A 22632-nucleotide genomic window follows, 5' to 3' on the forward strand; every position below is an offset into this window, starting at 1 on the left:
GACCGCTAATCCGCCCAGCGGCCCCCCACCAAGCCTCCCCCACAACCAAAACCGAGATCTTGGAAGATTTCGGCCTCTCCAGGGGCGGTTTCCTTCCAAGATCTGCGGCGACTCCGACGCGCGCTCGGCGGTCGGGCTTTTGGGGGTGGTTTCGGGACGGTTCGCGGGGGCTCGATCCGCGCGGGCGGGGAGTTGACCAGCGCAGCGTTTTGGACGGCCAACTCATGGTCGGCGGCGATTGGCGCGGAGCCCGGGATGGCCAGCGCGGCGTCGAGGGTGGCCGGTTCGCGCCGGGTGGTCCCGGCGCTGGTGGTCGTTTCGGAAGCTCGGCTGTGGACGGTCGATCGTCTCCATGGGGATCGAGCGATGCCTTCTGGTCCGATGGCGCTCCATCTGCACCCGCTGGTCGTCGGCCTACCCCGAAGTCCGGAGCGGCAAGCGCCGAACTGCCAGCAAGAGCCGGGGCGACGACAGGCACCGCGTTGACGACGGGCGCTGGGTCGACGACGGGTGCCGGGCTGCCGACGGGCGCGCGGACGGCAGCAGCCGGGTTCACGTCGGGCACCGCACCGAACGGGGCGACGGCGAGGGCCGAGTTCGCGGCCGGGGCGGGGTTCGTCGCCGGAGGCGGGTTGGCGGCGAGGGCCGGGGCGACGGCGGGAGTGGCCGGAGGGGATGCGGGCTCGCGTACTCGAATTGGAGCAGGTGACAGCGACGTAGCCGAGGCGGATGCCGGAGGCGGGGCTCGCGGCCGACCGATCGAGGTGGGTCGCTGCGCCGGCAGCGGGCCCTGGCCGGCGCTTCCGGACGACACAGCGTGGCCCGGGCAGCGGGCCGTGGCGACGGGATGGACCGGTGGGTCGGGGAACGGCCCCCGCGACGACAGATGGGCGTCCAGGACCGTCGACCCGTGGCCGGCGCTGCCGGATGACCGACCGCTGTGGACTGTGCCCGGCGAGGCGCTGGGCGCCTCTCAGGTGGACCGGCTGGACCGGGAACAGGCGGGCGGCTGATGGAACGCGTCGCCTTTCTCATCGACTCGTCCGGGGAGCGGGTGGACTGCCTGCTCAACCCGGAGACCGTGCAGGTGACCCGGCTCGCCGGCGTACGCCATCGGGGTGCCGCCGGCGGTCAGCTCACCGGGGCCGGCCTGGCGGACGACCCGCTGGTCTTCACCGGCGGTGGTCGTACCGAGTTGGTGCTCGATCTGCTCTTTGACGTCGACTTCGTGGAGGCGCAGGTCCGGCCGCCCGACGTGCGGGTGCTCACGCGTCCACTATGGATGCTCGCGGAGAACTCAAGCGCCGAGCACGGGTGGCTGCGGCCGCCGCTGGTCCGGCTGGTCTGGGGCAAGACCTGGAACGTGCCGGGTGTGATCATCGCGGTGGCGGAGCGGTTCGACGCGTTCACCGGCACCGGCTCGCCCCGGCGTTCCTGGCTGCGGCTGAAGCTGGTCCGGGCCGCCGAGACAGCCGACCAGGCGGAGGCTGGCTTCGCCGAGGAGTTGGCAGCCGCGAGCACCCCGACCGCCGCCCCCGGCAGCGCGGTGGTCGCCGCCGGTGACGGTGCGGCCGACGCGGGCAGCACGGGGGTGCGCTTCGACCTGCTGGCCAACGACGCGCTCGGGTCGCCGCTGCGGTGGCGGTTGCTTGCCGAACACAACCGGATCACCGACCCCCTTGCGGTGCCGGCGGGCACCACGCTTGCCGTCCCGCCGCCGGCCAGCACACCGAGTGGCGCCACGGGCGGCGGCAGCACGAGCACCGACGGCGGCGGAGCGGCCCTGGCCGGGATCGCACGCGCCGTGGCAGGTGCGGTCGGCTCCGGCGCGTCGTTCGTGGGCACGTCGATCGCCACCACCGCCGCCAGCTGGTCCCCCACCACCAACCCGGGGGGTACGCCGTGACGAGCGTCGCGCCCCGTGCCTTGACCGTCCTGCTGGACGGCGTCGAGCTGAGTGCCCCGGCCCGCCAGCGGGTCCGTTCACTGCGGGTGTCGGCGCGACTCGACATGCCCACCCAGGCCGAGCTGGTGCTCGCCACCGGCGCCGGGATCGGCGCGTTCGACCCGCCGGTGCGGCCGGGCACGACCCTCGGCGTGCGGCTGGCCGACCACGCCGACGCGCTGTTCGCCGGGGAGGTCACCTGCGTGGAGGTGGAGTACGCCGCCGACGGCGCGGCGGTGCTGCGGCTGCGGGCGTACGACGCGTTGCACCGGCTGCGCAAGCGGCAGGGGTTGCGGGTCTTCACGTCGGTGACGGCGGCCGAGCTGGCCGCTGAGTTGTGCGGCGAGGTGGGGTTGGGTGTGACCGCCGACAGCGACGGGCCACGGTTGGAGCGGCTGGTGCAGCACCGACACAGCGACCTGGAGCTGCTGTGCGAGGTGACCGACCGGGCCGGGCTGCACCTGGCCGCCGACGGCAACGGGGTACGCCTGATCACCCTGGCCGGCTACGGCGAGCCTGTCGCGTTGACGCTCGGCGTGGACGTGCGCACCCTGCGGCTGGCCACGAACGCCGACCAGGCAAGCGGTGCCAGCGCCGCGTTGGGGTGGCATCCGCAGCGGGCCGAGCCGATCAGTCAGCAGGTCGACGAGGCGCGCTGCGGGCGGCCGGCCCGGGACCGGCCGGATCCGGCCGACGTGGGCGCCGACGGGGTCCGCACGGCTGTCGACCAGCCCGGCCGCAGCGACGACGAGTTGGCGGCGCTGGCGCAGGGCCGGCTGGACACCCGTGCCGCCGCGCTTGTCACCGCCGAGGGGGTGGCCGAGGGTGATCCGGCGCTGCGGCCGGGCCGGCGGATCACGCTGGCCGGCGTGCCCGACCCGGTCGCCGGGGCGTACGTGCTGACCGAGGTGGTGCACACGGTCGACGGCAACGGGCACCTGACCCGGTTCTCCACAGTGCCGCCGGCCGCACCATCGCCGCCGACAGGTGCCGGCGCGGTGGTCACCCTCGGCACCGTCACCGATGTCGCCGACCCGGACGGGCTGGGCCGGGTACGGCTGACGCTGCCGGCGTACGGGGACCTGGACGCCGGTTGGCTCGGCGTGCTCTGCCCGGGGGCGGGGCGCGGCAAGGGGCTGGTGGCGCTTCCCGACCCGGACGACACAGTGCTCGTGGTGCTGCCCGGCGGCGAGCCGGCCTCGGGCATCGTGTTGGGCTCGCTGTTCGGCGCGGTCGAGCCATACGACGCGGGCATCGACGACGGGCGGGCCCGCCGCTGGACGCTGCGCACCGCCGGTGGGCAGTCGATAGTCGTGGACGACGTGCGGCGCAGTCTGCGGCTGGGGACCGAGGGCGGGAGCTTCCTGGAGCTGGCGCCCGATCTGGCGACCCTGCACGCGGCGACCGACCTGGTGATCTCCGCGCCCGGGCAGGCCATTGTGGTGCGCGCCCGCAGCGTGGACTTCCTGCACGCCGAGTCGCCCGAGGACCCGACCACAGCGGCGCGGCAGGCGGCTTCGCTGGCCCGCGCACACCATGAGGGAGGCGGCTGATGCGCTGGATCCACCGCGACTCGGTGATCACCTGCGATCACGACGGCCGGGTCGAGAACCAGCCGTCGCAGGAGTGGGTGACAGTCACCGCAGTGCCGGTGCTTGTGGACGACGACCCGGAGGGCCGGAAAATCGTCGCCTGCCCGAACTACGGCCCGACCATCAAGCCGTGCACGACGACGCTTACCGTCCGGGTCGGCTACAGCGACTGGCTGCGCGTCGACGGGCATCGGGTGGTGCTGTCACACCTGGAGGGGTTCACCAACGGCACCCCGCCGGGGCTTGTCAAGCACACGGTGCGCGACCCGCGCCAGACGTTCCTGGGGGCGGACCGGTGAGGGCGTTCCGGTTCGTCGGCGCCGGCTTCGACGCCGGCCGTACCGGCGGGTTGGCGCTCACCGCCGCGGGCGGCCTGGCGATGACCGACGGCGACGAGAGCGTACGACAGGCGTTGTGTCTGCTGTTGTCGACGACTCCGGGCGAGCGGTTGATGCGGCCCGGGTACGGGTCACGGCTGCACCGGCTGATCTTCGCGCCGAACGACGACACCACGGCCGGACTGGCCATCCACTACGTCCGGCAGGCCATCGCCCGGTGGGAGCCCCGGGTCGAGGTGATCGACGTCGACGCCGGGCCGGACCTGGACGACGCGTGGCGGCTGGTGATCCGGCTGGACTACCGGGTGCGGGCCAGCCTGACGCCCGGGCAGTTGGTGTTCTCCGTGGATCTGCTTCCCGCCGACGAACCGGAAGGACAGTCATGACGCTGCCCGTGCCGCACCTGGACGACCGTGGGTTCCTCGACCTGGTCACCGAGGCCCGTGAGCGGATCCGCCAGTCCTGCCCGGCCTGGACCGACCTGTCGGCGCACGACCCGGGCATGGCGCTTGTGGAGGCCTTCGCGCACCTGACCGAGGTGATGATCTACCGGCTGAACCAGTTGCCCGAGAAGGCGTACGTCTCGTTTCTGAACCTCCTCGGGGTGGCCCGGCACGCACCCACGGCGGCCTGGGCGGACGTCAGCTTCACCCGCAGCGGCACCGACCGGGGCGCGGTGCGGATCCCCGCCGGCCAGCGGGTCGCGGCGGCGCGCGGCGCGGACCCCCGGCCAGTCGTGTTCGTCACCACCGAACCGGCGCTGCTGCCGGCCGGCGAGACGTCGGTGACGGTCCGGATGCACCACTGCGAACCCGTGGAGGCGGAGCTGCTGGGTGTCGGCACCGGCCAACCGGGCCAGGTGCTGCGGGCGGCCCACGCCCCGCTGGCGCACACCGCCGAGCCGCTGGACCTGCTGCTCGGGGTGGAGGTGCCGGCCGGCTCGGTGGAGCTGGGGACGGCGGCCCGCGAGCACGGCGGCCGCACGTTCGAGATCTGGCGGCCGGTGGACAGCTTCGCCGGGCTCGGCCCGCAGGCCAAGGCGTACCTGGTGGACCGCTGCTCGGGCACGATCACCTTCGCTCCCGCCCTCGACCTGCGCCCGCCCGGCGAGCCCGCGCCCGCGGGCCCGACTGTCGTCACGGTGGCGGCGGTGCCGCCGGCCGGGCGGCAGGTCCGACTCTGGTACCGGGCCGGCGGTGGGCCCACCGGCAACGTTGCGGCGGGCACGCTTACCAGCCTGCGCGACCCACTGCCCGGGGTACGCGTCGACAACCCCGCGCCGGCCGCCGGTGGGCGGGAGATGGAGGCGCTGGAGTCGGTGCTGCTGCGCGGCCCCTACGAGTTCTTCGCCCAGCAGCGCGCGGTAACCGCCCGCGACTTCGAGGTGCTGGCCACCAGCTCCGGCGCGGTGGCGAGGGCAAGGGCGTTCACCCGCGCCGCGGTGTACAGCTTCGCCCGGCCGGGTGAGGTGGAGGTGGTGCTGGTGCCGTACGTCCCGCCGGAGGCCCGCCCGGGCGGCCGGCTGTCGGTGGCGGTGCTGCGCGAGCACGAGGTGCCCGAGGCCCGGCACCGCGTGGAGGCCGACCTGGAGCAACGTCGGATGGTGGGCATCCGGTCCCGGGCGACGTGGGCCCGGTTCAAGGCGGTGTCGGTGCGCGCCCGGGTGGTGGTGCGGCGCGAGGAGGATGTGGACGCGGTTCGTCGCCGCATCCACGACCGGCTGCACCAGACGTTGAGCCCGCTGCCCACCGCGCTCAACCCGACGGGCTGGCCGTTCGGCGAGCCGCTGCGGGCGTCGAACGTGTATCGGCTTTTGGAGCACGCCGAGCCGGGTGTGCGCTACGTCGAGTCGGTGCGGTTCGTCGTCGACGAGGCGCCCGACGCGGAGGTACGCGCTCTCGCCGTCGACCAGTACCAGCCTCGCACCTGGTACGCCGGGCGCGGGCCGGTGCTGTTCCGCTCCAGCAACGCCGGTGCGGGCTGGGAACCGACGGGCCGGTTCGACGACGAGACGGTGCTGCGGGTGGCGCCCGCGCCCGCGCCGGTACGGCCGGGCATCGTGCCGCGTCCCGGTTCGGTGGCCGTGGTGACGCTGCGCGCGTCAGGTGGCTCCCGGGTGTATCTGAGCACCGACCTGGGTGAGACGTGGTCGCTGCTGACCGACCTGGACGCGCGCATCTCCGACGTGGCGTGGCTGGACCGCGACGGCGCGGGCGCACTGCTGGTGGCGACCGACACCGGCCTGTACGAGGTGTCGCTGCTGCCCGGCGCGGTGCCGTTGCAGATCCTCGTCGACCCGTCCGACGCCGACCGGGGCTTCTACGCGGTGCGGACGTTCGTCTCCGAGCGGGGCGCGCCAGGTGTGGCGGTGGCGGCGCAGGCCAGCTTCGGGGTGTACCTGTCGACGGCCGGCGGCCGGCCCGGCAGCTTCGCGCACGTGGGTCTCGCCAATGTGGACAACCGGGTGCTGTCGGTGCAGTACGACGGCCCGGCCACGCTGTTGTGGAGCGGGGCCGGTGAGCCGGACCCGAAGAAACCCGGGCAGGGCTGCCACCGCACCCGGCTGTTCGAGTCGGACGTGAAGTGGCAGTCGGTGCAGGCCGGGTGGATCGGCGGCACCTGCCGGGACCTCGCGTTCGCCGGCCCGTTGGCGCTGGCGGCCACGCAGAGCGGCGGGGTGTTGCGGCTGGACACCCTGGCCGCGCAGCCGCAGTGGCAACCGGTGTCGGTCAACTGCGGGCTGCCGCTGCGCGACCGGACCCGGTTCGTGCCTGTGGACGCCATCGCCGTCAGCGGCCCGACGGCCGGCACGGCGACGAGCGGCACCGGCAGCCCCGCGGCGGAACGGCTGATCCTGGCCGGCGGTGAACGCGGCGTCCACCGCAGCACCGGGGCCGTCGACTGGACACCCAGCGCCAACCAGGCCACCGCCGACGTAGTGACCGTCCCGGACACGTGGCTGCTCTGCTCCGGCGAGCACGACATCGAGGTGGTGCGCCAGGATGCGACGCTCGGCGATTGAGCGGCTGCTGCCCGCCGCGTACCAGCGGGCATGCGTGCCGGGCAGCGTGCTCTGGGCGCTGCTGGACGTGATGGAGGGGCTGCACGCCCCGGACGAGGCGATCCTCGCCGAGGTGGACGCCCTGTTCGACCCGTACCGGGCACCGGACCACCTGGTCGTGCGGCTGACCCGCTGGGTGGCGATGGACCACGTGGTGGCCGCACCCCGACCGGAGGCCGCGCTGCCGCTGCCGGTGGGCCGACTGCGTGACCTGGTGGCCAACGGCGCGCTGCTGGCCCGGTGGCGGGGCACCCCGTACGGGATGCGCCGGGCCCTTGAGCTGGCCACCGGCGTGCCGGGCTTCGCCATCGACGAGCCCGCCGAGCAGCCCTTTCACGTAGTGGTGCGGGTGCCGGCCGCCGCCGCCGGCCAGCTCGCCGTGATCACCCGCATCGTCGAGGCGGAGAAACCCGCGTCCGCCACCGCCGAGATCGTCCTGGAAGAGGAGTCGTCATGACCACCGAGTGGGCAGTCGCCGCCGCCGCTGAGCAGTTCACCCTCGACCCGCGCAACAGCGGCGAGCTGACCTTCACCGTCTTCAACCCGGGCAACGCGCCGGACACGGTGGTGTTCGACGTGGCACCGGGTGACGGTTCCCAGCGGGCGTGGATCACCGTCGTCGAGCCGCAGCGGGTGGTCCCCGGGCAGGGCTCGGTGTCGTTCCTGGTCAAGCTCACGGTGCCAGCGGGCACCCCGCCCCGGCGCTACGACATGACCGGGTTCGCGTACTCGGCGAACACCGCACCGGAGGAGAGTTCCCGCTCCAGCGGACGGGTGACGTACGAGGTGCGTGCGGTCGCGCCGCCACGGCGTACCCCATGGTTGTGGATCGCCGCCGCTGCGGCGATGGTGCTTGTGGTGGTCACCGTCGGGGTGGTGTTGTTGACCCGCGACGGCGAGCCGGCCCCCGCCGCGCCGAGGGTGGTCACCATCGAGGCGGAGAGCCTTGTGGACGCTGCGGTGGTGGAGTCGCCACGCAAGAGCGGGGCGGTCGTGGTGGCGCAGCCCAACTGCTGCGCGGTGACCTGGTCCGGCGACAAGCAGCTCTTCTTCCAGGGGCTGGCCGTCGGCGACCAGGTGACCGTGACGGTGCAGATCCCGGCCGACGGCACGTGGCGGTTCGCCGCGGTACGCACCACCTCGTTCGACTACGCCAACACCGTGTTCGTCATCGACGGCAACCAGGTCGGCGGGGCGTTCCTCGGCTTCACCCCGAAGGTGCAGAAGACGGAGTTCCAGGACGTCGGCACGGTGCGGCTGACCAAGGGCCCGCACCAGGTCACCCTGCTGGTGGTGGGCAAGACGCAGGGCACCAACCGCTACTTCGCGGGCGTCGACGAGATCCGGTTCACCGAGAACGTGGCGCAGGCCGTGCGGCGATGAGCGGCAGGCAGAAGGTGCTGCTGGGGCTGCTCGCCGTCGCGCTCGTGGCGCTGTTCGTGGTCGCGGTCGGCGCGGGCCGCGACGACAACGGTGATCCGGGTGCCCGGTACGGGTTCGTCGACCGGTTGGGGGCGCTGGGCGGCGAGCGCGCCACCGTGGACCCGGCGACGGTAAGCGCGGACTGCGCCGACAAGACGGGTCGGCTGGTGTTCTCCGGCGTCTGCGTGGTGCGGGTCGCCGACCCCGGTGGGCTGCGCACCCTTGTGCTGCGCAGCGCGGCACGGTTCGCGGTCGCCGCGCCCGCGCCCGGCGACGCCGACCTCACCATCCGCGACGAGGTCGAGCCGGCGTCGGACGGCACGGGCGCGGTGGCGAAGGTCGCCGTCGACAAGGCCACCGAGGTGGGCCTGAGCTGCCCCGGCCTCGGTGGCTGCACGGTCGTCGTGGCCACGACCTGACCCGATCGTCGTGGCACGACCTGGATTGAGAGGAAGGTGCCGCCGTGGGTGACCTGCGCAAGCCGTTCCTGCTGCTGGCCATGCTCGCCATCGTCCTGGCGATCGGGGTGGAGCTGGGTGCCGGGCTGCTGCTCGGCGGCGCCGACGCCGGGGCGGCGCTTGCCGACAGCGCCGGTGCGCTGGATGTGGAGATCGACGACGTGTCCGGGGTCAGCGAGCCGTCCGGTCGTGGGACGGGCTATCTGGCGTTGATCGACGCGGTGGCGGTCTGGAGCACCCTGCTGTTCTGCCTGGGCCTGCTGCTGCCCGAGCGGGTCCAGGGCCGGGTGCAGGGCGTCGCCGGCCTGATCTTCTCGATCATCCTGATCATCGTCGGGCTGATCGCGCTTGTCATCGCGTTCGTCGAGCTGATGATCATGGTTTCGTTGTTCCTGGCCGTGCCGTTCGGCACCCTTGCGTACCTGGCACTGTGGGGCTTCTTCCCGGTCGGCGAGGCGTCGGTGCTGCTGGGGTTGGCGCTGCTGCTCAAGCTGCTCTGGGCGGGTCTGCTGGTGGTGGCCCAGCCGCGTTTCCTGCAGAACAAGGGCCTCGTGCTGCTGATCCTCACCACGCTGCTGTGCACTGTCGTGCTGGAGTTCCTGCACAACCTGGTGCCGGTGATCCTGGTCAGCATCGTCGACGACGTGGCGGCGCTGATCTTCGCGGTGATCGCGATCATCTGGGGGCTGGTGCTGCTGATCGGCTCAATCCCGGCGATCGTCAAGGCCGTCCGCGTCACCGCCGCCCTGCCCGCCCGGATCGGCGGCGGCGCTTCCAGTTGATCATGAAGTTGTTGCCGCCCGCACAGCGTGTCGTGGCAACAACTTCATGGTCAACGGGCGCAGGTGGAGGCGGCGGCTGCGGCCGTGGCGCGGTCGAGCGCGCCGTCGGCTATCACCACCCGGTGGCGGCCCCGCCGCTTCGCGCCTGCCGCGATGGTCACCGGATGGTCGAACGCGAAGGCCACCCCCACCCCCGGATACATCGCGGTCCGCGTGAACCACCGGTCGCCGTCGCCGAGACCCGTGAAGACCAGGGTGTACGCCCTGCCGTCCGGCCCAGTGCCGCGCAGCGCGACCCACGTCTCGGCGGAGCCGTTCACCGCCTCCTCCCCCGTCGCCGAGGCGGTGAACACCGTCGCCGGTTCGGCCGAGACCGCTCGCCAGAAGAACCCGCCGTACCCGGCACCGCCGGGGCGACCGTTGGTGGCCGGACTGCCCAGCCGCACGTCCCGCCCGTACGGGGCGCTCAGCGTGTAGTCCACCTCCAGCCACCACGCCGACACCCCGCCAGCCGGCCCGTCGGCCGTCAACGGGGCGGCGGTGAGCTGGCGGCGCTCGGTGAGCAGCACCGCCCCGTGCGGGTCGCGCCACTCCAACAGGTGTTCCAGCCGGTCGGCGGCCCGCTCGGTCCAGCCGGTGTGGGCGATGACGCCGTGGTCGTCGCGCCACGTGTAGCCGACGTCGCGGACGTAGGTGCGCCCGCCCCACAGGTTGGTGCCGTCGACGTCCTGCACGGCGAGGGAGGCGCCGAGGTGCCACACGTGGTCGGCGGGCAGCGCGTCGGTGACGACAGTGCCGCCGAGGGTGCGTACCGGGTGCAGGTAGGGGCGGGGCCCGTGCCGCGCGTCAAGCGCCGGGTCGACCACGTACCGGGCCACCTCCGTCCCGTCGACAAGCAGCCGCGCCGGCTCCTGCCCGGTGCTCACGGCAGCTCCGCACGGGCGAGGGCCGGACGGCGACGGGCGACGGCGTGCAGGGCGGCCACCGTGTAGCCGGCGAGGATCGGCACCGCCACAGGGGTGACCAGCACGGCGAGCAGCCCGGCCAGTGCGGTCACCCCGCTCACCGCGGCCCAGCGGGTGGGTGCGTCCAGGCAGGCGCGGGCGCCGCGGCGGGCAGCGGTCCGCCACCGCCGGCAGCCGCCCACCTCGACGACGACAAGCCCGGCGTACCCGGTGAGGCCGGCAGTGACAAGCGCGGTCACCGCCAGCGCCGCCACCCCGCCCGGCACCCGCCCGGTCGCCAGGGCCGCCAGGTCGGCGGCGAGCAGCCCGGCCACGGCGAGCGCGAGCAGGCTTACCGGCACGCCGGGCAGCACCGACCGGCCGAACCGGCGCACTGTGGTGCGCGCCGACGGCCAACTGCCGGTACGCGTCCAGTCGTGCACGGCCGCGCTGGCCGTGCCCGCCGCGGCGGCGGCGGTGACCAGGGGCGCCGCCGCGAGCGTCAGCAGGATGCCGAGCAGCGCCAGGTCGGCGGCATCTCGGGCGACGTCGCGCCAATCCCGCCGCCCGCCGACGTCGGCAGGTTCAGCCCTTGATGCCACTTGTGTTGATCCCCTCGACGAGCATCCGCTGGAACGCGACGAAGAACAGGAAGACCGGCAGCAGCGACAGCACCGACATGGCGAACATCGGCCCGACCGCGCTCTGGCTTGTCGAGTCGATGAACAGGGTCAGCGCGACAGGCACCGTGTAGTCCTCCAGTTGGGACAGGAAGACCAACTGCCGGAAGAAGTCGTTCCAGGTCCAGATGAATGAGAAGATCGCGGTGGTGACCAGCGCGGGACGGCTCAGCGGCAGGATGACGTACCGGAAGATGCCGTACGGGCCGGCGCCGTCGATCCGGGCCGCCTCGTCCAGCTCGCGGGGAACGCCCCGCATGAACTGCACCATGAGGAACACGAAGAACGCCTCGGTGGCGAGGAACTGCGGGATGAGCAGCGGCAGGTACGGCCAGTCGCCGCCGACCAGCCCGAGCGTGCGGAACAGGATGTACTGCGGCACGATCAGCACGTGGCCGGGCAGCAGCAGCGTGCCGATCATGACGGCGAACCACACGCCGCGCAGCCGGAACTTCAGCCGGGCGAAGGCGTACGCGGCCAGCAGGCAGGACAGCCCGTTGCCGACGACGGTGAGCAGGCTGACCATCGCGCTGTTGAGGAAGAACCGGCCGAAGCTGACGTCGAAGTTGGACCACCCGGCGGTGTAGTTGCCAGGGGTGAACCGCTCGGGCAGGAGCCCGATATTGTTGACGATCTCCTCCTGGGATTTCACCGAGGTGCCCACCATCCAGATCAGCGGATAGAGCACCACGGCGACGATCGCCACAAGGATCAGCAGACGCAGCACGGGCCGTCCGCCGGGCCGCCGGCGCGCGTTCGGTGCCGCTGCGGTCGGGGTCACCGCCACCATCACCGGTCCTCCCCGTCGGAGTAGTGCACCCAGAACCGCCCGGTGCTGAAGAAGATCGCGGTGATCACCGCAATGGCGAGCAGGAACACCCAGGCCATCGCCGAGGCGTAGCCCATTTCGAGGTCGGTGAAGCCTGTGATGTAGAGGTTCAGCGTGTACATGAGCGTGGAGTCGACGGGGCCGCCGGTGCCATTGCTGAGCACGAACGCGGCGGTGAAGCCCTGGAACCCGTTGATCGTCTCCAGCACCAGGTTGAAGAAGATCACCGGCGAGAGCATCGGCAGGGTGATGTTGCGGAACTGGCTGAACCGGCCGGCACCGTCGACGGACGCGGCCTCGTACAGCTCGGTGGGCACCTGCTTGAGCCCGGCCAGGAAGATCACCATCGGGGCGCCGAACTGCCAGATGGCCAGCACCATAAGCGTCTGCAACGCCCAGTCCGGGTCGTTGACCCAGGGTTTGCCCTCGATGCCGACCAGGCTCAGCAGCGAGTTGAACGCGCCGTCGCGGTTGAACATGTTGACCCAGACGATGGCCAGCGCGACGCTGCCGCCGAGCAGCGACGGCAGGTAGAACAGGCCACGGAACAACCCGACGCCGCGCCAGGCGCGGTTGAGCAGCAGCGCCACGCCGAGGGCCGCGGCCAGCTTCAGGGGTACGGCGATCAGCGCGAAGGTAAGGGTGACCCGCACCGAGTGCCAGTACGACGGGTCGGCGGTGAACATCCGCTCGTAGTTGGCAAGCCCCACCCACTCCACCTCGGAGAAGGGGGTGAGGATGTCGTAGTTGGTGAAGCTCAGGTAGAGCGACAGCAGCATGGGGACCGCCGTGATGCCCATCAGGCCGATGAGCCACGGCGACAGGAAGACGTACCCCGCCAGACCTTCGCTGTGCCGGATACGTCCGGGCCCACGCCTCTCGGCGTGGGCCCGGCCGGTTCCGGGGCCGCGTCGGGTCGGGTCGGGCGCCGTGGTCAACGCCACGAACGGCTCCTCTCCTCGCCTCGTGGGGCGGTCAGGCGATGGCGGCCTTGCACGCCTCGACGAACTGGGCGGCGGCCTGGGCGGGGGTGGCGCGACCGTACTGGGCGTTCTCGGCGGCCTTGATCAGCTCGGACTTGACCTTGCTGTGGCCCTTGATCGGCACCTGCGGGGACTCGCCGACTTCTGGGTCAGCTCCGCCTCGACGGCGATGGACTGCTTCATCGCCGGATCGGTGGTGTCGTCGCTGACCACCCGGCGCAGGTCCAGGTTGGACGGCAGGCCCCGGTCGGTGCCGAGCAGCTTGACCGCCTCCGTGTCGTTGTTCAGAAAGTTGATCACGTCGACCGCGACGTCCTTGTGCTTGCTGCCCTTGAACACCGACCAGTACATGGAGGCCCGCGCCCACTGCGCGCTCGGGTCACCGGGGTAGGCGATCACGCCCAGCTCGTCCTTCGTGTTCTTCTTCAGGTCCGGCATCTGGTTGGCCCAGACCCAGGAGGTCGCCGACTTGCCGGTGACCACCAACTGCTTGCTGATGTCGCTGGAGTTGCCCTCGTGGATGACGTCGGGGGTCGGGGTGGCCTTGCGGTCCCGCGCGCCCTTCCACAGGTCGAACCAGGCGGTCACGTCCTCGGCGGTGAAGCCCAACTCCTTGCCCTTGTAGAGGTCCTTGCCCTGCTGCCGCAGCCAGACCCAGAACGCCTTGTAGTCGGCGCTCGGGTCCTGCGTGCCGGGCACGCCGGTCTTCTTCGTCACCTCCTCGGCCCAGGCGATGTGCTGCTCCCAGGTCATCCCGGTGGTGGGCTCCGGCAGGTTGTTCTTGGTCAGCAGCGTCTTGTTGTAGACCAGACCCTGGGTGTTCTCCCCGGCGGCCAGGCCGGCGAGCTTGCCGTCGACCACGCCGTACTGCCAGAGGCTCTTGGGGAACTTGGAGGTGTCCAGCTTGCCGGACTCCTGGTACGGCGTCAGGTCGAGCGTGGTGTTGCGGGACGCGTACTCGGAAAGGTAGTTGTCGTCGATCTGGAACAGGTCCGGCGGGTTGCCGCCGGCGGTGAGCGTGGCCAGCTTGTCGAAGTAGCCCTGGTTGGCCTGCCAGGTCTTCTCGAACGTCACGTTCGGGTTTTTCCTGGTGTAGAGGGCGAGGGCGTCCTCGGTCAGCTTGGCCCGGGCGTCGGCGCCCCACCAGAAAATGGAGAGCTTGACCGGGGCGTTCGGGTCGGCTGCGGATTCGTCGTCTCCGCAGGCGGCGGCACCGAACATCAGCGGTGCGGCGACAGTCACGGCGAGCAGGCCGCGCAGCAGTCGCCGCCGAAGCAGCGGGGTACGGTGAGTGCGCCCGACGGGCGCGTCAGTGGTGGGGGGCGTTGCGGGGTGCATGTGCGCTCACTCCTCGGCATTAGGAGGCGACGGCGTCACCGTTGGCCGCGGTCGGGATGCCCGGGCCCGCAGGGCAATGCGGGTCCGGGCCTCGCGGCGTGGCCAGGGGACGTGACGGTCGGGCGTACGGGCCCGGGCCGGTCGAGTCGCGGATGACCAGTTCGGTCTGCAGCATTACCTGTGCGGTGGTGCGACGGACGCCGAGTGCCGAGCCGGCACCGGACCCCCGCGCGGCGCGCGGTGACTCGGTGTCCTGTTGCAGCAGCATGTCGACGGCCGTCCGGCCGGCGGCCCCGGTGGGTGTGGCCACCGTCGTCAGTTTGGGTCGGGTGAGCCGGCTCAGGGCGATGTCGTCGACCCCGACGACGCTCACCTCCTGCGGCACCCGAACCCCTAGCGCGTCCAGCCCCTCGATGAGGCCGATCGCCATCAGGTCGTTGTAGGCGAGCACCGCCGACACGCCGCTGCGCCGCACCTGCTCGGCCACCGCGGAGCCACCTGTCTCGGTGGGCGCGTTGGGGCCGAGCACTGTCAGCTCCGCGCCGCCGGCCCGGGCGGCAGCGGCGGCGGCCCGGCGCATCTCGCGGTTGGTCCACGAGCTGCGCGGGCCGCCGAGCAGCGCGATGCCCCGGTGACCCAGGCCGATCAGGTGCTCGATCGCGGCGCGGGCGCCCTGCCCGACGTCCATCAGGACGCAGGGCAGGCCTGTCACCTGACGGTTCACCACGACAAGCGGCACCTCGCGGCTGAGCTGTTCGATAAGGCTGTTGCTCATCCGCGGGCTGCACAGCAGCACCCCGTCGACCTGCTTGGCGAGCGCGTGGACCAGCTCCTCCTCGGCGGCCGGGTCCTCATTGGTGTCGGCCACGAAGACGTGGTAGTCGCGGTGCCGGGCCTGGCTCTCCGCCGCCTTGATCAGCGGTGGGAAGAACGGGTTCGCGATGTCCGCGATGATCAGGCCGATGTTGTGTGTCCGCCCGGTGATCAGGGCTCGGGCGGCTCGATTGGGCCGGTAGCCGAGGTCCTCGGCGCAGGCCAGCACCCGGACCCGGGTCTCGGGGTTGACCAGGTGCGGTGCCGAGAAGGTGCGGGACACGGTGGAGATGTGCACGCCGGAGGCGCGGGCGACGTCCCGGATGGTGACTGGCACGGCGGCCCCTTCGTCCGATGTGGCGGCGGTCACGTGGGTGTGGCCCATTAATGCAAACGGTTGCTCCAGTGTCAACGGTGAATGATTGCGGTTCTGTTGCGCCAACGTCCCCTGTGGGGACATCCAACCCCGCAAATGCTGACATTTGACGCCGGTTGTGCCGCCGTCGTTGACGACGTCGGATCGATCGTGATTACTTCACTGCAAACCTTTGCAGGATCCCCGGGGAGGCGACCGAATGTCACCGAGATCCGACGGGCGGGTCCGGTACGCCGTCGTGGGCACCGGCGCGCGAGCCGAGATGTTCGTCCGCGCCCTGGTGCTCGACCACGCCGAGACGACCGAACTCGTCGCCTTCGCCGACGTCAACCGGGCCCGGATGGACGCGCACAACAGGTGGCTCACCGAGCTGGGCCACCGCCCGGTGCCGACCTATCCGGCCGCCGACTTCGCCGCGATGCTGGACAAGGAGCGCGTCGACGTCGCGCTCGTCACCAGCGTGGACGTCACCCACGACGAGTACGTGGTGGCAGCCCTGCGCGCAGGCCGGGACGTCGTCACCGAGAAGCCGATGACAGTGGACGCGCCCCGCTGCCGGCGCATCCTGGACGCGGTGGCCGAGACCGGCGGGCGGGTGACGGTCGCCTTCAACTACCGCTACAACCCGCTGCACGAGCAGGTACGCCGGCTGCTCGCCGACGGTGCGGTCGGCGAGATCGGCTCGGTGCACTTCGAGTGGCTGCTGGACGTGCGGCACGGCGCCGACTACTTCCGCCGCTGGCACCGCGACAAGGCCACCTCCGGCGGGCTCATGGTGCACAAGGCCAGCCACCACTTCGACCTGGTCAACTGGTGGCTGGCGGCCACACCCGTCGAGGTGTACGCGGCCGGTCGGCTGTTCTTCTACGGCGAGGACGGCCGCCGACACGGCTACGCCCGCGACTACGACCGGGCGTACGGCTCCCCCGCCGCCGCCGACGACCCGTTCGCCTTGCGGCTCGACGCGCACCCCCGGCTACGCGAGTTGTATCTCGACGCCGAGGCCGAGGACGGCTACCAGCGCGACCGCAACGTCTTCGCCCCCGGCGTGACGATCGAGGACGACATGGCGGTGCTGGCCCGCTACTCCACCGGCGCGACGATGACCTACCACCTCACCGCGTACGCGCCGTGGGAGGGCTACCGGGTGATGGTCAACGGCAGCCGGGGGCGGCTGGAGCTGGAGGTCACCGAGAACGACTTCGTCGACAGGGGCACCGCCGGCGCGGTGAAGGGCGCCGCCCTGCACGGCGTCGAGGCGGCACCCGAGGGAGGCTGCGCGACGCTCACAGTGCGCCCGTTCTGGGCACCGCCCCGGCAGATCCCGGTCGAGGGTCGCACCCGACACGGGCACGGCGGCGCCGACGCCCGGATGACAGGGGTGCTGCTCGGCGGCCAACCCGACCCGCTGGACCGCGCCGCGACCGCCGAGGACGGCGCGCTGGCCCTGCTCACCGGCCTGGCCGCCAACAGGTCCTTCGAGACCGGGCAGCCGGTCCGGGTGGCCGACCTGCTCACCCCCCGCTGACCAGGAGACGAGGAGTCCATCTCCGTGCCGACGTTCGACCACACCGACCTGCTCCTGCCCGCGGAACCCGGCCAGCGCGCGCTGGCCCGGGAGCTGTACGCCCTCGCGGCGCAGCAGCCCATCATCTCGCCGCACGGGCACGTCGACCCGGCCCTGCTCGCGCAGGACGAGCCGTTCGGAGATCCGGCCCGGCTGCTCATCGTGCCCGACCACTACCTGACCCGGATGCTGCTCAGTCAGGGCGTACCCCCGGCGCAGTTGGGTGTGCCCACCCGCGACGGCAGCCCGACGGAGACCGACGGCCGGGCGATCTGGCGGCGCTTCGCCGCGCACTGGCATCTGTTCCGGGGCACCCCCTCGCGGCTCTGGCTGGAGCAGACGTTGCGCACCGTGTTCGGTGTGGACACCCCGCTCGGGCCGGCCACCGCCGACACCCTCTATGACGAGTTGGCGGCGCGGCTCGCCGAACCTGACTTCCGGCCCCGGGCGCTCTTCGAGCGGTTCCACATCGAGGTGCTGGCCACCACCGAGTCACCGCTTGACGACCTCGGGCAACACGCCAAGCTCGCCGCCGACGGCTGGGGCGGGCCGGGCGGCCGGGTCGTCACCACCTTCCGCCCCGACGACGTGGTGGACATGGAGTTCGAGGGCTGGTCGACGAACGTGCAGCGGCTCGGCGCGCTGGCCGGCGAGGACACCGGCACGTACCCCGGCTATCTGGCCGCGCTGCGCGCCCGCCGGGCCGCGTTCATCGCCGCCGGGGCGACCTCGTCGGACCACGGGCACCCCACCGCGCGGACGCTCGACCTGGCTCCGGAGGAAGCCGCGCGACTGTACGACAGGGGCCTGCGCGGCACGGCCGACGCGGCCGACGCGGAGGCGTTCCGGGCGCACATGCTCGTGGAGTTCGCCCGGATGTCGCTCGACGACGGCCTGGTCATGCAACTGCACCCCGGCGCGGTCCGCAACCACAACCGCTGGCTGCACGCCCGGCACGGCCGCGACGTCGGCGGCGACATCCCGCAGGCCACCGAGTACGTGCACGCGCTCGCGCCACTGCTGGAGCGCTACGGCAACGACAGCCGGCTGCGGGTGGTGCTCTACACCCTCGACGAGGACACCTTCACCCGTGAGCTGGCCCCCCTCGCCGGCGGCTACGCCGCGCTGCTCCTCGGCGCGCCCTGGTGGTTCCTGGACTCCCCCGAGGTGCTGCGCCGGTTCCGCGAGACGGTCACCGAGACCGCCGGCTTCTACAACACCACCGGGTTCGTCGACGACACCCGGGCGTTCTGCTCCATCCCGGTACGCCACGACGTGGCCCGCCGCGTCGACGCCGGCTTCCTGGCCCGGCTGGTCGCCGAGCACCGGCTGCCGATGGACGAGGCAGCCGAGACCATCGTCGACCTGGCGTACCGGCTGCCCAAGCGGGTCTTCAACTTCGGGCGGGACAACCGGTGAGCGCGAGGAGTGCAGCGCAGCGGAGCCCCGCAGTCGCGAACGAAAGGCAGGCCCAGTGAGTGTCACCATCACCTCCGTCGAGGTGCACGACGTGCGGTTCCCGACCGCGGCGCGGGGCGACGGCTCCGACGCGATCAACAGGGGCGACTACTCGGCGACGTACGTGGAGTTGGGCACCGACGCCCGGCCGGTCGGCGCGGGGTTCACCTTCACCAACGGCCGGGGCAACGAGATCACCTGCGCTGCCGTTCGCGCGCTGGCCCACCACGTGCGCGGGCGCACTGTCGAGGAGATCGCGGCCGAGCCTGTGGCGTTCTGGCGCTCGCTCAGCGCCGACGTGCAACTGCGCTGGCTGGGGCCGGAGAAGGGCGTCATCCACATGGCGACCGGGGCGCTTGTCAACGCCGTCTGGGACCTGCGGGCCACCCTGGCCGGCAAGCCGATGTGGCGGTTCCTCGCCGAGTTGCCGACCGACGAACTGGTCGCCAGCGTCGACTTCAAACACATCACCGACGCGCTGACCCCTGACGAGGCGACAGCCATCCTCGACAAGGGACGCGACGGGCTGGCCGACCGGTTGGCGACGCTTGAGCGGGACGGCTTCCCCTCGTACACCACGTCGGTCGGCTGGCTCGGCTACCCCGACGACAAGGTGCGGGCGCTGACCCGGCAGGCATACGACGAGGGCTGGCGGGCGATGAAGATGAAGGTCGGCGGCCCGCTCGCCGACGACCTGCGCCGGGCTCGGATCATTCGCGAGGAGATCGGCCCGGACGCGCTGCTGATGATGGACGCCAACCAGGTCTGGGACGTCGACGAGGCCATCGCGGCGATGACAGTGCTGGCCGAAGTCGACCCGTACTGGATCGAGGAGCCCACCCACGCCGACGACATCCTCGGGCACGCGCGGATCGCCCGCGCGGTGACCGAGCTGACCGGCGGCCGGTGCCGGGTGGCCACCGGCGAGGTGGCCGCCAACCGGGTGATCTTCAAGCAGCTGCTCCAGGCCGAGGCGATAGGTGTGATGCAGATCGACGCGTGCCGGGTCGGCGGCGTCAACGAGGTCCTTGCCGAGTTGCTGCTGGCGGCGAAGTTCGGGGTGCCGGTCTGCCCGCACGCCGGCGGTGTCGGCCTCTGCGAGTACGTCCAGCACCTGGCGGTCTTCGACTACCTGCGGGTCGGCACCGCGCTGGACGGCCGGATGGTCGAGTACGTCGACCACCTGCACGAGCACTTCGTCGACCCGGTCCGCACCCGCGACGGCCGCTACCTGCTGCCCGAGCGGCCCGGCTACAGCGCCACGATGAAGCAGGCGTCGATCGCCGAGTTCCGGTTCCCGGACGGCCCGGCATGGCGGTGACCGTCGGCGCGTCCCGGCTCGGCCTGGGTGTGCTGCGCCGGCTGCCCGTCGAGGCCCGACCGCTGGTCCGGCCGGGCACCGTGCCGACCGGCGTCGTCCACCTCGGGCTGGGCGCGTTCCATCGGGCGCACCAGGCCGTCTACACCGAGGCGGCGATCGGGGCGGCCGGCGGCGACTGGGGCATCGTGGCCGTCGCCCCGCGCAGCACCGCCCTGGTCGAGGCGCTCACCGCGCAGGACAACCTGTTCAGCGTCAGCACCCTGTCGGCCGCCGGCAGCGCCACCCGCGTGGTGGGCGCGCTGAGCGGGGTACGGCACGCCGCCAGCGACCCGGACGCCGTGGTGGCGCTGCTCGCCGACCCGGCGGTACGCGTGGTGACGCTCACCGTCACCGAGAAGGCGTACCAACTCGACCCGGTGACCGGCCGGTTGTGCCCGGACGCGGCGCTCGCCGCGGACCTGGCCGGCGGCCGCCCGCCGGGCACCGTGCCGGGGTTGCTGCTGCGCGGGCTGGCCGCCCGCGCCGCCGCCGACGCCGGGCCGATTGCCCTTGTCAGCTGCGACAACCTGCCCTCCAACGGCCGGCGGCTGCGTGGCCTTGTCGACCGGGCGGTGGGCCGGGCCGCCGGGGTGCCGGCCGGGCTTGTCGACTGGGTCGCCGCGAACGTGACGTGCCCGGGGACCATGGTGGACCGGATCGTGCCGGCCAGCACCCCGGAGACGATCGAGGCGGCCCGGCAGGCGCTCGGCGTGAGCGACCTGGCGGCGGTGGCCGCCGAGCCGTACGCCCAGTGGGTGATCGAGGACGACTTCCCCGGCGGCCGGCCCGGCTGGGAACACGCAGGAGCGATCCTCACCGGCGACGCCGGCCCGTGGGAACGCTTGAAGCTGCGCACGCTCAACGGCGTCCACTCGGCAGTGGCGTACCTGGGGGCGCTCGCCGGTCGGGAGACGATCGCCGACGCGCTGGAGATCCCGCACCTGACCGACGTGCTGCGCCGGCTCATCGCCGAGGACGTGGCGGAGAGCTTCACCCCGCCGGACGGGGTCCGGGTGGTCGACTACGGCGAGCAGGTCCTCGCCCGGTTCGCCAACCCGGCGATCCGGCACCGCACCCTCCAGGTCGCGATGGACGGCTCGCAGAAACTGCCGCAGCGCGTCCTGCACACCGTCTCCGACCTGCGCGCCGCCGGCCGGTCCGCGCGCTGGGGCGCGCTCGTCGTGGCCGCCTGGCTGCGCTTCGCGCTGGGGTACGCCGACGACGGCCGCCCGCTGCCGTTCCAGGACCCTCTCGCCGGGCCGATCCGGGCGGCGCTCGACGCCGGAGCGCAGAGCCCGGCGGGCACCGTGGACGCGGTCTTCGCGCTGCGCGAGGTCATTCCGGTCGAGGTGGCCGAGGACGACGACGTACGCGCCGAGGTGATCGCCTGGCTGACCGCGCTGGAACGACACGGCGTCGAGGCGACACTTGCCGGTGCCCGGTGAACGGGGCCACGCCGGCGCCCCGGGTGGCGGTGATCGGGGCGAACGGGCACGGTCGCTGGCACCGACGGGTGATCGCGCCGATGCACGCCGACGGCCGGCTGCGGTTGGTCGCTCTCGTCGACGTCCACCCCGTCGAGGACGAGCCGGAGGCGCCGGTGCCGCCCGGCGTGGAGGTGTTCACCGACCACCTGGCGATGCTCACCGCCACCCGGCCGGACGTGGTGGTGATCTGCACCCCGCCGCACACCCACCTGCCGATCGCCCGGGACGCCCTGGCCGCCGGCGCGGACCTGCTGCTGGAGAAGCCGCCGGTGCTGTCGATGGCCGAGCACGAGGAGTTGACCGGGGCGCTCGCGGCGACCGGCCGGGTGGCGCAGGTCGGCTTCCAGGCGCTCGGCTCGGCGGCGCTCACCGCGCTTACCGACGCGCTGTCGGCCGGCCGGCTCGGCACTGTCACAGGCATCGCGACAGTGGCGGCGTGGCAGCGACCGGACGCCTACTACACCCGCTCCCCGTGGGCCGGTCGGCGCAGCCTGAACGGCCGGCAGGTGCTGGACGGCGCGCTTGCCAACCCGCTCGCGCACGCCGTGATGCAGTGCCTTGCCGTCGCCGAGGCGCTCGGCGGCGCACCGCCGTGGCCCGTCGCGATCGAGGTGGAGCGCTACCGGGTGCGGCCGATCGAGGTGGAGGACACGGCGGTGCTGCGGGTCCGGTTCCGGGCCGGCCCGCCGGTGCTGGCAGCGGTCACCCTCGCGGCCGAGGAGTTCGTGGCGGGCGAGATCGTGGTCACCGGCGAGACCGGACAGGCGGTGCTGGAGTACCCGACGGACCGGTTGCGGCTGCCCGGCGACGTGGTGGTCCGCCGGATCCCCGGGCGGCGAGGGCTGTTGGAGAACCTGCTCGCCCACCGTGCCGACCCGGCCGGGGTGCCGTTGATCGCCCCGCTGGCCCGTACCGCGCCGTTCACAGTGCTGCTTGACGCGTTGCGCGCCGCGCCGGAGCCCCGGCTGCTCGACGGCGATCTGGTGACGGCGGTGGGCGACGGCGCGGATCGGGTGCTGCACCTGCGGGGCGTCGTCGACGTGCTGCGCCGGGCCGCCGAGCGGGGTGCGCTGCCGAGCGAACTCGCGGTGCCGTGGGCGACACCGGCGTACCGCGCCGAGTTGACGGGATAGGCGGGCGACGCGACCGGAGCGCACACCTCGCCCGAGCTTTCAGCGGACAACCCCTCCACCACAAGC

At 72.6% G+C, this 22632-nt stretch carries 19 protein-coding genes and 1 pseudogene; 14 read left to right on the top strand and 6 right to left on the bottom strand.

Going from position 1 to position 22632, the window contains the following annotated elements:
- Positions 1-1012: 1012 nt before the first annotated feature.
- Genes ACFY2Q_RS22890 through ACFY2Q_RS22930 form a run of 9 tightly spaced genes read left to right on the top strand, consistent with a single transcriptional unit; the run spans position 1013 to position 9598 of the window.
- Positions 1013-1906: a hypothetical protein gene (locus ACFY2Q_RS22890; protein WP_387133399.1), complete on the top strand. Its 894-nt coding sequence runs from the start codon at positions 1013-1015 to the stop codon at positions 1904-1906.
- Positions 1903-3498 carry a phage baseplate assembly protein V gene (locus ACFY2Q_RS22895; RefSeq protein WP_387133401.1) on the top strand — a complete coding sequence of 532 codons (1596 nt, stop codon included), beginning with the start codon at positions 1903-1905 and terminating at the stop codon, positions 3496-3498. The genes ACFY2Q_RS22890 and ACFY2Q_RS22895 overlap by 4 nt, the downstream gene beginning before the upstream one ends.
- Positions 3498-3836 carry a hypothetical protein gene (locus ACFY2Q_RS22900; RefSeq protein WP_387133402.1) on the top strand — a complete coding sequence of 113 codons (339 nt, stop codon included), beginning with the start codon at positions 3498-3500 and terminating at the stop codon, positions 3834-3836. The genes ACFY2Q_RS22895 and ACFY2Q_RS22900 overlap by 1 nt, the downstream gene beginning before the upstream one ends.
- Positions 3833-4261, top strand: coding sequence for a GPW/gp25 family protein (locus ACFY2Q_RS22905; RefSeq protein WP_387133404.1), 429 nt, complete (start codon positions 3833-3835; stop codon positions 4259-4261). The genes ACFY2Q_RS22900 and ACFY2Q_RS22905 overlap by 4 nt, the downstream gene beginning before the upstream one ends.
- Positions 4258-6897 carry a putative baseplate assembly protein gene (locus ACFY2Q_RS22910; RefSeq protein ID WP_387133405.1) on the top strand — a complete coding sequence of 880 codons (2640 nt, stop codon included), beginning with the start codon at positions 4258-4260 and terminating at the stop codon, positions 6895-6897. Before ACFY2Q_RS22905 ends, ACFY2Q_RS22910 begins: the two co-directional genes overlap by 4 nt.
- Positions 6878-7393 (top strand): phage tail protein, encoded by a 516-nt coding sequence (locus ACFY2Q_RS22915; RefSeq protein ID WP_387133407.1) that lies wholly within the window; start codon positions 6878-6880, stop codon positions 7391-7393. The genes ACFY2Q_RS22910 and ACFY2Q_RS22915 overlap by 20 nt, the downstream gene beginning before the upstream one ends.
- On the top strand, positions 7390-8319 hold the full coding sequence (locus ACFY2Q_RS22920; protein ID WP_387133409.1) for a hypothetical protein: 930 nt from the start codon (positions 7390-7392) through the stop codon (positions 8317-8319). Before ACFY2Q_RS22915 ends, ACFY2Q_RS22920 begins: the two co-directional genes overlap by 4 nt.
- The gene (locus tag ACFY2Q_RS22925; protein WP_387133410.1) at positions 8316-8777 is read left to right on the top strand and encodes a hypothetical protein; all 462 of its coding nucleotides are present in this window, start codon (positions 8316-8318) and stop codon (positions 8775-8777) included. Before ACFY2Q_RS22920 ends, ACFY2Q_RS22925 begins: the two co-directional genes overlap by 4 nt.
- A 44-nt stretch (positions 8778-8821) precedes the next feature.
- The gene (locus tag ACFY2Q_RS22930; protein ID WP_387133412.1) at positions 8822-9598 is read left to right on the top strand and encodes a hypothetical protein; all 777 of its coding nucleotides are present in this window, start codon (positions 8822-8824) and stop codon (positions 9596-9598) included.
- Between the two features lie 50 nt (positions 9599-9648).
- Here the strand turns inward: ACFY2Q_RS22930 and ACFY2Q_RS22935 are convergent, their stop codons facing one another.
- From ACFY2Q_RS22935 to ACFY2Q_RS22960, 6 genes and pseudogenes are all read right to left on the bottom strand, one after another.
- Positions 9649-10524 (bottom strand): PmoA family protein, encoded by an 876-nt coding sequence (locus ACFY2Q_RS22935; RefSeq protein WP_387133413.1) that lies wholly within the window; start codon positions 10522-10524, stop codon positions 9649-9651.
- On the bottom strand, positions 10521-11144 hold the full coding sequence (locus ACFY2Q_RS22940; RefSeq protein ID WP_387133415.1) for a hypothetical protein: 624 nt from the start codon (positions 11142-11144) through the stop codon (positions 10521-10523). The genes ACFY2Q_RS22935 and ACFY2Q_RS22940 overlap by 4 nt, the downstream gene beginning before the upstream one ends.
- Complete coding sequence (locus tag ACFY2Q_RS22945; protein ID WP_387133416.1) at positions 11128-12012, bottom strand: carbohydrate ABC transporter permease; 885 nt, start codon at positions 12010-12012, stop codon at positions 11128-11130. The genes ACFY2Q_RS22940 and ACFY2Q_RS22945 overlap by 17 nt, the downstream gene beginning before the upstream one ends.
- A complete protein-coding gene (locus ACFY2Q_RS22950; RefSeq protein WP_387133418.1) occupies positions 12012-12995 on the bottom strand; it encodes a carbohydrate ABC transporter permease in 984 nt (327 codons plus the stop codon). The genes ACFY2Q_RS22945 and ACFY2Q_RS22950 overlap by 1 nt, the downstream gene beginning before the upstream one ends.
- Positions 12996-13026: 31 nt before the next feature.
- Positions 13027-14372: pseudogene (locus ACFY2Q_RS22955) on the bottom strand (ABC transporter substrate-binding protein).
- Between the two features lie 19 nt (positions 14373-14391).
- Positions 14392-15522: a LacI family DNA-binding transcriptional regulator gene (locus tag ACFY2Q_RS22960; protein ID WP_387133420.1), complete on the bottom strand. Its 1131-nt coding sequence runs from the start codon at positions 15520-15522 to the stop codon at positions 14392-14394.
- Positions 15523-15760: 238 nt separating this feature from the next.
- On the opposite strand from ACFY2Q_RS22960, the gene ACFY2Q_RS22965 reads away from it, so the two are divergent.
- Genes ACFY2Q_RS22965 through ACFY2Q_RS22985 form a run of 5 tightly spaced genes read left to right on the top strand, consistent with a single transcriptional unit; the run spans position 15761 to position 22566 of the window.
- Complete coding sequence (locus tag ACFY2Q_RS22965; RefSeq protein WP_387133422.1) at positions 15761-17089, top strand: Gfo/Idh/MocA family protein; 1329 nt, start codon at positions 15761-15763, stop codon at positions 17087-17089.
- Positions 17090-17113: 24 nt separating this feature from the next.
- Entirely contained in the window at positions 17114-18547 is a 1434-nt protein-coding gene (uxaC, locus tag ACFY2Q_RS22970; protein ID WP_387133424.1) for a glucuronate isomerase, read from the top strand.
- Positions 18548-18602: 55 nt separating this feature from the next.
- Positions 18603-19907 carry an enolase C-terminal domain-like protein gene (locus tag ACFY2Q_RS22975; RefSeq protein WP_387133426.1) on the top strand — a complete coding sequence of 435 codons (1305 nt, stop codon included), beginning with the start codon at positions 18603-18605 and terminating at the stop codon, positions 19905-19907.
- Positions 19898-21391, top strand: a complete 1494-nt coding sequence (locus tag ACFY2Q_RS22980; protein ID WP_387133428.1) for a mannitol dehydrogenase family protein — start codon at positions 19898-19900, stop codon at positions 21389-21391. Before ACFY2Q_RS22975 ends, ACFY2Q_RS22980 begins: the two co-directional genes overlap by 10 nt.
- Entirely contained in the window at positions 21388-22566 is a 1179-nt protein-coding gene (locus ACFY2Q_RS22985; RefSeq protein WP_387133430.1) for a Gfo/Idh/MocA family protein, read from the top strand. The genes ACFY2Q_RS22980 and ACFY2Q_RS22985 overlap by 4 nt, the downstream gene beginning before the upstream one ends.
- Positions 22567-22632: the final 66 nt, after the last annotated feature.

The organism is Micromonospora sp. NPDC000316, assembly GCF_042898885.1.
Classification (GTDB): Bacteria; Actinomycetota; Actinomycetes; order Mycobacteriales; family Micromonosporaceae; genus Micromonospora.

Bases quoted from the DNA above. Each gene is read 5' to 3' on its own strand.
- ACFY2Q_RS22890 (WP_387133399.1), top strand. From the start codon at position 1,013: ATGGAACGCGTCGCCTTTCTCATCGACTCGTCCGGGGAGCGGGTGGAC.
- ACFY2Q_RS22900 (WP_387133402.1), top strand. From the start codon at position 3,498: ATGCGCTGGATCCACCGCGACTCGGTGATCACCTGCGATCACGACGGC.
- ACFY2Q_RS22910 (WP_387133405.1), top strand. From the start codon at position 4,258: ATGACGCTGCCCGTGCCGCACCTGGACGACCGTGGGTTCCTCGACCTG.
- ACFY2Q_RS22915 (WP_387133407.1), top strand. From the start codon at position 6,878: ATGCGACGCTCGGCGATTGAGCGGCTGCTGCCCGCCGCGTACCAGCGG.
- ACFY2Q_RS22920 (WP_387133409.1), top strand. From the start codon at position 7,390: ATGACCACCGAGTGGGCAGTCGCCGCCGCCGCTGAGCAGTTCACCCTC.
- ACFY2Q_RS22925 (WP_387133410.1), top strand. From the start codon at position 8,316: ATGAGCGGCAGGCAGAAGGTGCTGCTGGGGCTGCTCGCCGTCGCGCTC.
- ACFY2Q_RS22945 (WP_387133416.1), bottom strand. From the start codon at position 12,012: ATGGTGGCGGTGACCCCGACCGCAGCGGCACCGAACGCGCGCCGGCGG.
- ACFY2Q_RS22965 (WP_387133422.1), top strand. From the start codon at position 15,761: ATGTCACCGAGATCCGACGGGCGGGTCCGGTACGCCGTCGTGGGCACC.
- ACFY2Q_RS22980 (WP_387133428.1), top strand. From the start codon at position 19,898: ATGGCGGTGACCGTCGGCGCGTCCCGGCTCGGCCTGGGTGTGCTGCGC.